This window comes from Actinomycetospora callitridis, assembly GCF_028737265.1.
GTDB lineage: Bacteria > Actinomycetota > Actinomycetes > Mycobacteriales > Pseudonocardiaceae > Actinomycetospora > Actinomycetospora callitridis.
In genome coordinates, this window is the sequence record NZ_JAQZAK010000001.1 from 1,102,142 (window position 1) to 1,114,687 (window position 12,546).

The 12,546-nt window shown below is 75.7% G+C and carries 11 protein-coding genes; 6 read left to right on the forward strand and 5 right to left on the reverse strand.

What is annotated here, in order from left to right; translation table 11 throughout:
- Positions 1 to 14: 14 nt before the first annotated feature.
- A complete protein-coding gene (gene miaB, locus PH191_RS05325; protein WP_274193544.1) occupies positions 15 to 1,559 on the forward strand; it encodes a tRNA (N6-isopentenyl adenosine(37)-C2)-methylthiotransferase MiaB in 1,545 nt (514 codons plus the stop codon).
- Between the two features lie 37 nt (positions 1,560 to 1,596).
- Entirely contained in the window at positions 1,597 to 2,073 is a 477-nt protein-coding gene (locus PH191_RS05330) for an Rv2732c family membrane protein (RefSeq protein ID WP_274193545.1), read from the forward strand.
- Between the two features lie 18 nt (positions 2,074 to 2,091).
- Here PH191_RS05330 and PH191_RS05335 read toward each other — a convergent pair whose 3' ends face one another.
- Entirely contained in the window at positions 2,092 to 3,453 is a 1,362-nt protein-coding gene (locus PH191_RS05335) for a DUF349 domain-containing protein (protein ID WP_274193546.1), read from the reverse strand.
- 140 nt (positions 3,454 to 3,593) lie between these two features.
- Here PH191_RS05335 and miaA point away from each other — a divergent pair, with 140 nt between their 5' ends.
- Complete coding sequence (miaA, locus tag PH191_RS05340) at positions 3,594 to 4,523, forward strand: tRNA (adenosine(37)-N6)-dimethylallyltransferase MiaA (RefSeq protein WP_274193547.1); 930 nt, start codon at positions 3,594 to 3,596, stop codon at positions 4,521 to 4,523.
- A 16-nt stretch (positions 4,524 to 4,539) separates the two neighbouring features.
- On the opposite strand, the gene PH191_RS05345 is transcribed toward miaA, so the two are convergent.
- Complete coding sequence (locus PH191_RS05345; RefSeq protein ID WP_274193548.1) at positions 4,540 to 6,426, reverse strand: MDR family MFS transporter; 1,887 nt, start codon at positions 6,424 to 6,426, stop codon at positions 4,540 to 4,542.
- A 56-nt stretch (positions 6,427 to 6,482) separates the two neighbouring features.
- A complete protein-coding gene (locus tag PH191_RS05350; RefSeq protein WP_274193549.1) occupies positions 6,483 to 7,082 on the reverse strand; it encodes a TetR/AcrR family transcriptional regulator in 600 nt (199 codons plus the stop codon).
- Between the two features lie 89 nt (positions 7,083 to 7,171).
- Here PH191_RS05350 and dapF point away from each other — a divergent pair, with 89 nt between their 5' ends.
- Genes dapF through PH191_RS05365 form a run of 3 tightly spaced genes read left to right on the forward strand, consistent with a single transcriptional unit; the run spans position 7,172 to position 10,620 of the window.
- A complete protein-coding gene (dapF, locus tag PH191_RS05355; protein WP_274193699.1) occupies positions 7,172 to 8,020 on the forward strand; it encodes a diaminopimelate epimerase in 849 nt (282 codons plus the stop codon).
- Between the two features lie 48 nt (positions 8,021 to 8,068).
- Entirely contained in the window at positions 8,069 to 9,607 is a 1,539-nt protein-coding gene (hflX, locus tag PH191_RS05360; RefSeq protein WP_274193550.1) for a GTPase HflX, read from the forward strand.
- A 23-nt stretch (positions 9,608 to 9,630) separates the two neighbouring features.
- A complete protein-coding gene (locus PH191_RS05365; RefSeq protein ID WP_274193551.1) occupies positions 9,631 to 10,620 on the forward strand; it encodes an NHL repeat-containing protein in 990 nt (329 codons plus the stop codon).
- Between the two features lie 24 nt (positions 10,621 to 10,644).
- Here PH191_RS05365 and PH191_RS05370 read toward each other — a convergent pair whose 3' ends face one another.
- The gene (locus PH191_RS05370; RefSeq protein ID WP_274193552.1) at positions 10,645 to 11,808 is read right to left on the reverse strand and encodes an MFS transporter; all 1,164 of its coding nucleotides are present in this window, start codon (positions 11,806 to 11,808) and stop codon (positions 10,645 to 10,647) included.
- Positions 11,805 to 12,488, reverse strand: a complete 684-nt coding sequence (locus PH191_RS05375; RefSeq protein ID WP_274193700.1) for a FadR/GntR family transcriptional regulator — start codon at positions 12,486 to 12,488, stop codon at positions 11,805 to 11,807. The genes PH191_RS05370 and PH191_RS05375 overlap by 4 nt, the downstream gene beginning before the upstream one ends.
- Positions 12,489 to 12,546: the final 58 nt, after the last annotated feature.

Sequence of the window (12,546 nt, forward strand, 5' to 3'; positions counted from 1 at the left end):
TGATGACCGCAGGCATGAGCGCCGGACCCCGGCCCCGCTTCCACATCCGGACCCACGGGTGCCAGATGAACGTGCACGACTCCGAGCGCCTGGCCGGGGTGCTCGAGGAGGCGGGCTACGAGCACACGCCCGACGCCGACGGCGCCGACCTCGTCGTGTTCAACACCTGCGCGGTGCGCGAGAACGCCGACAACAAGCTCTACGGCCAGCTCGGCAACCTCGCGCCCGAGAAGGCCCGCCGGCCCGGGATGCAGATCGCTGTCGGTGGCTGCCTGGCGCAGAAGGACCGCGACACCGTGGTCCGCAAGGCCCCCTGGGTCGACGTCGTCTTCGGCACGCACAACACCGGGTCCCTGCCCGCCCTGCTCGAGCGGGCCCGCCACAACGGTGAGGCGCAGGTCGAGATCCTCGAGGCGCTCGAGACCTTCCCGTCGCACCTGCCGGCCCGCCGCGACTCCGCCTACGCGGGCTGGGTCTCGATCTCGGTGGGCTGCAACAACACCTGCACCTTCTGCATCGTGCCCTCGCTGCGCGGCAAGGAGGTCGACCGGCGGCCGGGCGAGATCCTCGCCGAGGTCGAGGCGCTGGTCGCCGAGGGCGTGCTCGAGGTGACGCTGCTCGGCCAGAACGTCAACGCCTACGGGGTCGGGTTCGAGGACCGCGCGACGGGACGGACGGCGTTCGCCGACCTGCTGCGTGCGTGCGGGGGGATCGAGGGCCTCGAGCGGGTGCGCTTCACCAGCCCGCACCCCCGCGACTTCACCTCCGACGTCATCACGGCGATGGCCGAGACCCCCAACGTCTGCCCCCAGCTGCACATGCCCCTGCAGTCCGGCTCGGACCGCGTGCTCAAGGCGATGCGCCGCTCCTACCGGGCGAAGCGCTACCTCGACATCGTCGCGGAGGTCCGCGAGGCGATGCAGGACGCGGCGCTGACCACCGACATCATCGTCGGCTTCCCGGGCGAGACCGAGGAGGACTTCGCCGAGACGCTGCGCGTGGTGGAGGAGTCGCGGTTCTCGCAGGCCTTCACGTTCCAGTACTCGCCGCGGCCCGGCACGCCCGCGGCGACGCTGCCCGACCAGGTGCCCAAGGCCGTCGTCCAGGAGCGCTACGACCGCCTCGTCGACCTCCAGGAGCGCATCTCCCTCGAGCTGCACCGCGAGCAGGTCGGCCGGGAGCTCGAGCTCGTCGTCTCGACCGGTGAGGGCCGCAAGGACGGGGTAACCCGCCGGATGAGCGGACGCGCCCGCGACGGGCGGCTCGTGCACTTCACCCCTGTCGGCCCCGCCGTCGAGGGAGCGGTGCGCCCCGGCGACGTCGTCACCGTGCGCGCCACCTACGGCGCGCCGCACCACATCGTCGCCGACGGCGACGTGCGCACCCACCGGCGCACGCGAGCCGGCGACGCCCACGCCGCCGGGCAGCGACCGACGACCCCGCGCACCACGGGTCTCGGTCTGCCGACGCTCGGGCCGCCGGCCGCTCCGGCCACGCCCGCCACCGGCTGCGGGACGGGTCCCGAGGAGCCGGGCTCCCCTATCGGCGTGCTCCTCTGATGCTGCGTCTCCCGGCCACCCTCACGGAGGTCTGACGGTGACCGATCCCCGCACCACCGATCCCCACAGCACCGATCCCCACACCGGCCGGCCCCGCACCGACGGCCCGCCGCCGCGGGACGCGCGGGTCGACTTCGGCGCCGGCGCCCTGGTCGCCGCCGTCGCCGTCCTCGTCCTGCTGCTCGCCGCGGTGCTGCCCTGGACCGGGCTCGGTGCCTCGGGCTGGGAGGTCGTGCTCGGCCGCCCGGGCGTCACCGTCCTGCCCCGGCTCTTCGGCACGCTCGCCGTGGTGTTCGGCGTGGTCGGCACCGCGGTCACGCTGCTGACCGCTCGCTGGCCGCTGGTCTTCGTGACCGCCGCCGGGTGCGCGATCACGTCGGTCACCGGCCTGTGGGCGATCTGGTCGCAGAACACCTCGGCCGGCACGGGCCCGGGCGGGGGGCTCTGGCTCGCCCTGCTGGCGATGATCGTGCTCGCCGGCCGCTGGGCGGGGTACGCCTTCTCGCGGCGGTAGCTCCCGACCGCGCCGGATCTACCGGGTCGCCTGCTCCGCGGCGGCCAGCCACTCGCGCCACTGCGCGGCCTGGCGCTCCGCCTCCTTCGCGCGGCGGAGGTCGCCCGCGGCGTGCGCCTTGGCCGCCTGCGCCTCGTACCCCTCGACGCGCGAGCGGAACTGTGCGACGCGGGCCTCGGTCTCGGGGTCGACCGCCTGCCAGCGGCGGTCGACCGCGGCGCGGACCCGGTCCTCGACCTCCTTGAGACGCCCGGCGAACTCACGGACCCGCTCCCGGGGCACCTTGCCGATCGCGTCCCACCGCTCCTGGACGTCGCGCAGCGCCGCGCGGGCGGCGTCGACGTCGGACAGGTCGATCCGCGCGGCCTCGGCGAGCAGCGCCTCCTTGGCCGTCGCGTTGCCGGTGAACTCGGCGTCGCGGGCGGAGAACGTCTCGGACCGGCGGGCGAAGAACCTGTCCTGGGCGCCGCGGAACCGCGCCCACAGCGCGTCGTCGGCGTCCTTGCTCGTGCGCCCGGCGGCCTTCCACTCCGCCATGAGCTCCTTGTAGCGCCCGGCGGTGGGGCCCCAGTCCTCGGAGTCGGTGAGCGCCTCCGCCTCGGCGACCAGCTCCTCCTTGCGGGCCTTCGCCGCGGTCCGCGCCCGGTCCAGCTCGGCGAAGTGCGCGCCGCGGCGGCGGGCGAAGGTCTCGCGGGCCCGGGAGAAGCGCTTCCAGAGCGCGTCGTCGGTGCGCCGGTCGATGCCCGTGACGGCCTTCCACTCGTCGACCATGGCCGCGAAACGATCGCCGGCGTGCTTCCAGCGCGTGGTCTCCTCGGCCAGCGCCTCGGCCTCGGCGATGAGCGCCTCCTTGCGGGCCACCGCGTCCTCGCGGGCCCCGGCCCGGGCCGCGCGCTCGATCTCGTCGGCCTGCTCCGCGGCGGCCACGACGGCGTCGAGCCGGGCGGCGAGCCCAGCGACGTCGCCGACCACCGCGGCGTCGGTGAGGCGCTCGCGCAGGGCGGTGGCGCTGCGCAGCGTCGCGCGCGCCTCGCCGCGACCGGAGGTCAGGCGGCGGACGAGCAGGTCGGCCTCGGTGCGCAGATCGTCGAAGCGCAGCGCGAAGTGGGCCAGGCCCTCCGTGGCGTCACCGGCCTGCCACGAACCGACCGCCCGCTCGGTCACGGCGCCGTCGGGGCCCTCGACCTGCAGCCAGACCGTGCCCTCGTCGTCCACGCGCCCCCACCGACCCGGGTCGGCCGCCGCCGCCGGCACGGACGGGAAGGTGGGCGGGGCACCGGCCGGAGTGGGGGCTGGGGAGGCCGGGGGCGTCACCGTGGGCGGGGCCGCGCCGCCGGGAGCCGCGGTGTCCACGGCGCCCCGAGCCTGCTCGTCGGTCATCTCCGGCCGACACCTCCCGCTCCTCGGCGTCCGGGCATTCAAGCAGGTCCGGAGGCCGCGCAGGAACTCCCTTCCCGGTCAGGTGGGGGGCTGCGGGTCCGGCGCCCCTCCGGAACCGCACGTCTGGGATCCTCGACCAGATGATCCGCCCGATCGCGCTGGTCGGCCCCACGGCGACCGGCAAGTCCGACCTCGCGCTGGATCTCGCCGCCGCCCTCGACCGCCGGGGGACCGGGGCGGAGGTCGTCAACGCCGACGCCATGCAGCTCTACCGCGGCATGGACGTCGGCACCGCGAAGCTGCCGCCCGTGGAGCGTCGCGGCGTGCCCCACCACCTGCTCGACGTCCTCGACGTCACCGACACCGCCACGGTCGCCGCCTACCAGCGCGACGCCCGCGCGGCCGTCGACGCGATCCGGGAGCGGGGCCGGGTCCCGCTGGTCGTGGGCGGGTCGGGTCTCTACGTCCAGGCGGTGCTCGACGACCTGCGCTTCCCGGGCACCGACCCCGCGGTGCGCGCGCGGCTCGACGCCGAGCTCGCGACGGTCGGGCCGGCGGCGATGCACGCCCGGCTCGCCGACCGCGACCCCGACGCCGCCCGCGGGATCCTCGCGAGCAACGGGCGCCGGATCGTCCGCGCCCTCGAGGTCGTCGAGCTCACCGGCCTCCCGTTCGCGGCGAGCCTGCCCCGCCCGGGCGCCCCCCGCCACGACGCCGTGCTCGTCGGGCTCGACCGCGACACCGCCGTCCTGGACGAGCGGATCGAGGTCCGCGTCGACGGGATGCTCGCGGCGGGGCTCGTCGACGAGGTCCGCACGCTGGCCGGACGCGGGCTGCGCGAGGGCGCCACCGCCTCGCGGGCCGTCGGCTACCGCGAGGTGCTCGAGCACCTCGACGGGACGATCGACCTCGACGAGGCCCGGCGCCGCACGATCGTCGCCACCCGGCGGCTCGTGCGGCGCCAGCGGTCCTGGTTCCGGCGCGACGGGCGGATCACCTGGCTCGACGCCGGCGAGGCGGACGCCGACGCCGTCCTGGCCCTCCACCGGGCCACCGGGAGCCACCCGTAGACCACGGGATACGTCGTCAGGTGCGGCTGAGGGCGTGGCGTCCGGACGCGCCGGGCAGGGCCACGTCGCGGTACTGGGGGCCGGTCGCGCCGCCGAGGGCCTCGACGTGCGGGGTGCCGTGCCACTGGACGACGAGCAGGTGCGGGCGCCCGGCGTCCCGGGTGTCGACCGTGTAGGACCCGTCGCCGCCGGAGACCGCCCGCCCGAGCTGCTGCCCGTCGACGTCCACGACCGTGAGGACCGCGCCCGGCGCCGGCTCCTCGCCCCGGCGGACGACACCGGCCAGGGTCGGGCGGTGCAGCGGGGCGGGCGCGGTGTCGGGGTCGTGCACGGCGGGCCCGGCCGCCGGCACCTCCTCGACGTCGATCGTGGTGCGCAGCGGGACCTCGCGCAGGAACAGCACCGCGACGAGGGCCACGAGCGCCAGCGGGGAGGCCGCGAGGAACACGGTGGCGATGGCGTCGCCGTAGGCGTTCTCGATCACGCCCCGGACCGGCCCGGGCAGGGTCGCGAGGTTCGGGATCTGGCCGGCGGAGCCGGTGGCCGAGGCGGGCAGGCCGAGGGCGCCGAGGCCCTGGCTGATCGAGGTCGTCACCTGGGTGCTCAGCAGCGCGCCGAGCGCGGCCACGCCGGCGGCACCGCCCAGCGAGCGGAAGAACGCGACGGTGGAGCTGGCTGCGCCCATCTCGCTCATGGCCACCTGGTTCTGCACGGCGAGCACGAGGTTCTGCTGGGTGGCGCCGACGCCGACGCCGACCATCGCCATGAACACCGCGAGCACCGGGTAGGACACCGTCGCGCTGACGAGGAGTCCCTCGCCGAGGAGCCCCACGGTGAGCAGGACGCCGCCGCCGACGAGGTAGGGCTTCCAGCGTCCGTAGCGGGTGATCAGCTGGCCGACGATCGTCGAGGCGAGGAACAGCCCGCCGATCATGGGCAGGGTCAGCAGGCCGGCCTCGGTGGCCGACGCGCCGCGGGCGAGCTGGAAGAACTGGCTGAGGTAGACCGTCGACCCGAACATCGCGACGCCGACGCACAGGCCGGCGACGGTGGCCAGCGCGACCGTCGGGTTGCGGAACAGGTGCAGCGGCACGATCGGCTCACGGACCCTCGACTCGACGACCACGGCGAGCACGAGGGCGAGGACGCCGCCGCCGACCCACGCCACCGACGCCCACGAACCCCACGCGAACTGCTTGCCGGCGAGCGAGGTCCACACGAGCAGGGCCGAGACGCCGGCGGCGATGAGGACCGCGCCGAGGTAGTCGATGTGCACCTCGCGCCGGACCGTCGGCACCGTCAGCGTGCGCTGCAGGACGACGAGGGCGACCACGGCGATCGGGACGGTGACGTAGAAGCACCAGCGCCAGCCGATGCTGTCGACGATGACGCCGCCGATGAGCGGGCCGCCGACCGTCGCCACGGCCATGATCGCGCCGAGGTAGCCGGAGTACCGGCCCCGCTCGCGCGGGGGGATGATCGCCGCGATCACGACCTGGGCCAGGGCCATGAGCCCGCCCATGCCGAGTCCCTGCAGGACGCGGAAGCCGATGAGCGCCTCGGTGTCCGTGGTGAGGCCGCAGAGCATCGAGCCGACGATGAAGATCGTGATGGCGATCTGGACGAGCAGCTTCTTCGAGAAGAGGTCGGCGAGCTTGCCCCAGATCGGCGTCGAGGCGGTCATCGCCAGCAGCGAGGCCGTGACCACCCACGTGTACTGCGCCTGCGACCCGCCGAGGTCCGCGAGGATCCGGGGGAGCGCGTTGGACACGATCGTCGAGGACAGGATCGCGACGAACAGGGCCATGAGCAGGCCCGACAGCGCCACGAGCACGTGACGGGTGCCCGGCGCGGCGGGGGCGGGGCTGGACACCGCGGACGGCGCCGTCGCGGGTGCGGACATGGGGGTCTCCGGAGGGGAGCGGGGGTGGTGGACGCGGCGCGGGGGGACGGGCCGCGTCAGGGCGCCCGGGAGGGGTGGCGCAGACCGCCCGCCAGCAGGTCGAGGGCGTCGTCGATGACGTCGCCGAGGTCGGCGTGCTCGTCGGAACCGAGCCAGCGGTCGGTCGCGACCCGGATGGCCGCCATCACCGCGGCGGCCGTCAGCGCGGGGTGGAGGTCGTCCGGGGCGAGGCCGGTGCGCTCGGCGAGCACGACCCGCAGGCTGTGCTCGATCTGGGCGTGGGCCGCGAGCTGGTGGGGCAGGAGCGCGGGGTTGGCGCGCACGAGCCGGACCTGGGCGACCCACTCCTTGGGCGGGGCGCTCTCGCCGAGCAGCTCGCGCATGACGGCCCGCAGCGACGCCATCACCGGCTCGTCGGCCGGGCGCGCGGCGAGGCGGTCGGCGAGTTCCCGGGCGTGCTCGACGCCGGCGGCGACGACCGCCTCCTCCTTGGAGGAGAAGTAGTTGAAGAACGTCCGCGGCGAGACCTCGGCGGCCTCGGCGATCTGCTCGACGGTGACGTCGGCGAGCCCGTGCCGGACCGCGAGGTCGAGCGCGGCCGTGCCGAGCCGGCGCCGCGTCCGGAGCTTCTTGCGCTCGCGCAGTCCCGTGGTCACGAGGACCACGCTACGCCGAACTTGCAGTCCGTGCAGATTTGCACAGCAGGATGTTCTGCACGTCACGCAAGAGCTGGGGGGTCGATAGTCTGGGGAGTGTGGAGTTCGTCAAAGGGCACGGCACCGAGAACGACTTCGTCGTCCTCCCCGACCCCGACGGCGCGATCGACCTGGACGCGGACGACGGCGCGCTGGTGCGCGCCCTCTGCCACCGCCGGCGGGGCATCGGCGCCGACGGGGTCCTGCGCGTCGCGCGCACCGACTCGCCGGCCGCGGCCGTGGCCGGGATCGACGCCGGCACGGCGACGTGGTTCATGGACTACCGCAACGGCGACGGCTCGCTCGCCGAGATGTGCGGCAACGGGGTGCGGGTGTTCGCGCGCCACCTCGTCGACGCGGGCCTCGTCGCGCCCGGAACCCACCCCGTCGCGACCCGCGCCGGCACCCGCTGGGTGACCGTCGACCACACCGGCCCCGTCACCGTCGACATGGGACCCGCCCTCATCGGGCCCGGGTCCTCGACCGTCGTCGACGGGGTGGAGCTCTCCGGCGTCGCGGTCGACGTCGGCAACCCGCACCTGGCCTGCGTGACGTCCACCGATCTCGACGCCCTCGACCTGGCCCGCCCGCCGCGGTTCGACACCTCGCTCTTCCCGCACGGCGTGAACGTCGAGGTGCTCACCCCGCTGACCCAGGGGGCGGTGCGCCTGCGGGTGCACGAGCGCGGTTCGGGCGAGACCCGATCGTGTGGCACCGGGACCGTCGCGGGGGCCGTCGCCGCCCTGCACGCAGCGGGTCGGGGCACCGGGGCGGTCACCGTCCACACCCCGGGCGGCACGCTCGTCGTCGGCGTCGACGGGGCCACCACGACCCTCACCGGTCCCGCCGAGCTCGTCGCTCACGGCACCTGGGGCGCCCCCGTTCCCGCGACGGCCTGAACGCGCGGTGGTTTTCGCGTTGCCGGTCGTGGAACCATGGGTCGCAACATGACAGAACCCGCACCGCAGGACCCCCGCGCATCGACGTCGCCCCTCGTCCGGGGCGCCCGTCGCGACCGCGCCAGCGACATCCGGCTCGACCCCCTGGCCCCGGACCCGGGCACCGACGGGTCTCCCGAGGAGCCCACCGGGGGTGCGCTCGACCTCGAGGAGCGCTCGTCCCTCCGGCGCGTCCCGGGGCTCACGGGGTCGTCCACCGAGCTCACCGACGTCACCGAGGTCGAGTACCGGCAGCTGCGCCTCGAGCGCGTCGTGCTCATCGGCGTGTGGACCGAGGGCACCTCGCGGGAGGCCGAGGCCTCGCTCGTGGAGCTGGCCCGCCTGGCCGAGACCGCGGGCTCCGAGGTCCTCGACGGCCTCATCCAGCGCCGCAAGAACCCCGACCCGGGCACGTTCGTGGGCTCCGGCAAGGTCGCCGAGCTCCGTGAGGCCGTGCAGGCCACCGGCGCCGACACCGTCATCGCCGACGGCGAGCTCTCGCCCGGGCAGCTGCGCCAGCTCGAGGAGAAGCTCAAGGTCAAGGTCGTCGACCGGACCGCGCTGATCCTCGACATCTTCGCCCAGCACGCCCGCTCCAAGGAGGGCAAGGCGCAGGTCGAGCTGGCCCAGCTGCGCTACTTCCTGCCCCGCCTGCGCGGCTGGGGCGAGTCGCTGTCCCGCCAGGGCGGCGGCGCCGGCGGTGGCGGCGGCGCGGGGGGTGGCGGCGTCGGCACCCGTGGTCCCGGTGAGACCAAGCTCGAGACCGACCGCCGGCGCATCCACCGCCGGATCTCCAAGCTGCGGCGCGAGATCGAGGACATGTCCACGGTCCGTGAGACCAAGCGCGGACGACGGCAGGCGCGCGCCGTGCCCGCCGTGGCCATCGCCGGCTACACCAACGCCGGCAAGTCCAGCCTGCTCAACGCGATCACGGACGCGGGCGTGCTGGTGGAGGACGCGCTGTTCGCGACCCTCGACCCCACCACCCGGCGCTGGGAGACCGCGGACGGCCGCGAGGTCACGCTCACCGACACCGTCGGCTTCGTGCGCCACCTGCCCCACCAGCTCGTCGACGCCTTCCGCTCGACGCTGGAGGAGGTCGGCGGGGCGGACCTGCTGCTGCACGTGGTCGACGGGTCCGATCCCTCGGCGCAGGACCAGATCGCGGCCGTGCGCGAGGTCATCGGGGAGCTGGAAGGCCCGAAGCCGGCCGAGCTGCTCGTGGTGAACAAGGTCGACGCCGCCGAGCCGATGGCGCTCGCGCAGCTGCGGGCGGCGCTGCCCGGCGCGGTGTTCGTCTCGGCGACCACCGGCGAGGGCCTCGACCGCCTGCGGGCCCGGCTCACCGAGGAGCTCCCGCACCCGGACGTCGAGCTCGAGGTGGTGCTGCCGTACACCGAGGGAGCGCTGGTCGCGCGGGCCCACGGTGAGGGGGAGGTGCTCGCCGAGCGCCACACCGCCGAGGGCACGGTGCTGCACGCGCGTGTCTCCGAGGAACTCGCGACGTCGATGCGGCGCTCGGCGGTCGACCCGGCGCACGTGCCCTGAGGCGGATCCTGCTCGTCCTGCTGATGGTGGCAGCGGGCCTCCTCGTGCCCGGGGTGGCGCTGGCGGAGCCCCAGGTCCGCTGCACGCTCGACGACGAGCGGCTGGCCGAGGCCTCCGGGCTCGTCGCCGAGCCCGGGGGTACCTCCGCGGTGGTGAACGACAGCGGCAACGCGAGCACCGTCTACGTGCTCGACGACCGCTGCGTCGTGGTCGGCGAGCGCGAGGTGCCCGAGAAGGGCCGCGACGTCGAGGACCTGGCCCGCGGCGCCGACGGCACCCTGTGGATCGCCGACATCGGGGACAACGGTCGGCGGCGCTCCTCGGTGGCCGTGCTGCGGCTGGCCCCCGACGGGGCGGAGACCGTCTCGCGGTTCGCCTACCCCGACGGCGCGCACGACGCCGAGTCCCTGCTGGTGCCCGGCGACGACCGCCCGGTGATCGTCACCAAGGATCTCAGCGGGCGTAGCGGGGTCTACGTCGCCGAGCAGGCCCCGGACGACTCCGAGGAGCCGCAGCCGCTGCGGCGGGCCGGCGAGGTCGTGGTGCCCGGCGAGGCGATCACCAGCGTGGGCTCGGGCACCTACACCGGCGGCGCGATCTCCGCCGACGGCCGGGTCGTCGCGCTGCGCACCTACACCGACGCCTGGCTCTACCCCGCGCCGGGCGGCACCGCGACCGCCGAGGACGTCGTCACCGCGCTGGCGTCGCCACCGGTGCGCGTGCCGCTGTCCGGCGAGGTCCAGGGGGAGGCGCTGGCCTTCGCCCCGGACGGGACGCTGCTCGCGACGGGGGAGACGCCGTCGGGCGAAAGGCCGGCACCCCTGCTCGCCGTGCCCGGCGCGACCACGCTGGCGACGGAGGGCACCCCGGCCACGTCGGTCGGCAGGCCGGTCCCGGAGCGCGCCGGCCTCCCGGAGCCGCTCACCACCATCGGCGTGGTCGTCGCGGTCGCCCTCGGGGTGTTCGCGCTCGTCGCCGTCGTGGCCGTGGTGCGCCGGCGCACGTCCCGGTAGCAGCGAACAGCCCGTTCGCTGCGTCTAGGCGCGCGAACTCCCCGTTCGCTCCTCCGGATCCGTGAGCGGGAGGGTCAGCAGCCCCGCGAGCAGCGGGCAGCCGAGCAGGACGGCGAGGGCGACGGTGGTGCCCGCGTGGTCGGCGAGGGCGCCGAGCGCGGGGGACGCGAGGCCGCCGGCGCTCACCGCGAGCCCCAGCGTCACCGACGCGGCGAGGCCCAGGTGGTGCGGCAGGTAGGCCTGCCCGAGCGTCGTGTGCACCGGGACGGGCACCCCGAGCGCGGCACCCAGCAGGCCGGTGGCGACGAGCGCGAGCACCGGCGACGGCGCCAGCAACGTCGCCGCCAGCAACGGGAGCGCGGCGACGTACGACCCGCGCAGCACCGCGGTGCGCCCGAAGCGCCTGGTCAGGGCGCTGCTCGTGATCGTCGCGACCGCGCCCGCCCCGGTGAAGATGCCGAGCGTGATCGCCGCCAGCCCGGGGGAGAGGTCGAACCGGATCGTCAGGTGCACCGCGAGGAAGGCGGACAGGCCGTAGAAGAGCACCGAGCGGGACACGACGACACCGGTCAGCCACCCGAAGCGCGGCCAGTCGTCGCGGCCCCTCGCCGACTCCGACGCCGCCGGGACCCGGCCCGGGTCGACCGGCCCCGGACGCCTCCGGGGCACGAGCGCCACCACGGCGGCGCCGACGGCCGGGAGGGCGAGCAGGGGCGTGGCACCCAACCCGAGGCCGCCGACCACCAGGCCGACCGCTGCCGGGCCGGCCGCGAACCCGGCGAGCCCGCCGACCGTGAACCAGCCCATCCCGCGGTCGCCGGTGCCCGTCGCGTGCACCGCGCGGGCGGCCTCGGGGTGGTAGGCCGCGGTCCCGAGCCCGGAGAGCAGCACGACCGCCCAGGTCGCGACGTAGGAGTCGACGACGCCGACGGCGGCGACGCCGCCCGCGGCCGTGAGCAGGCCCGCGACCCGCAGACCGGGCACGCGGAGCCGGTCGGCCAGCACGCCGAACAGCGGCTGGGCCACCGACGACAGCACCGTCGCGGCGAGCACGATGCCGCCCGCGCGGGTGAGGTCCCAGCCGCGGGTGGCGACGAGCGCGGGGAGCAGCGCGGGCACCGCTCCCTGGTACAGGTCGTCGACGCCGTGCTCGACGGCCAGTGCGAGCGCGCGGCGGCGCGCCGTCACCGGGCGCCCAGCAGCGTGCGCAGCTCCGCCTCGCAGGCGTCGAGGTAGGCGCGGGTTGCGGCGGCCGCGCGCTCGGGGTCGCGACGGGCGATGGCGTCGACCAGGGCGTCGTGGTCGTCGGCGGTGTCGACGCCGCTGCCGGGGTCGGCGCTCTGGTGGTGGAACGTCGCGTGCACCCCGTCGGCGAGGGCGTCGAAGAGGCGCACGAGCACCGGGTTCTGGGTCGCCGCGACCACGGCGCGGTGCAGCGCGAGGTCGGCGGCGGCCCACTCGCCGACGGCGCCGCAGGTCCGCGCGGCGCGCCGGTCGGCGACCGCGGCCTCGATCGCCGCGAGGTCGTCGTCGGTGCGCCGGAGGGCGGCCAGCCGCGCGGCCTCGATCTCGAGGCCGCGCCGGGCCTCGTAGACGTCGAGGGCCTCGCTGCGCTGCAGTCGGAGGTGCCAGGCGCCCGCGCCCGGATCGCCGACGAACGTGCCCCGCCCCTGGGCGACCTCGAGCACCCCGCGGTGGGCCAGTGCCTGCACCGCCTCGCGCACCGTGGAGCGACCGACGTCCAGCTCCACGGCCAGCTCGGTCACCGCCGGGAGACGGTGGCCGGGTGGCCACGCGCCGCTGCGGATCGACGCCGTGAGCGCGTCGATCACCTGGTCCACCAGCCCACCCCGTCGCACCGGACGCATGCTCACCTCTCAGTCATCAGATGACCTGAAGAGTACGTGCTGGTCCGGGACGACGCCC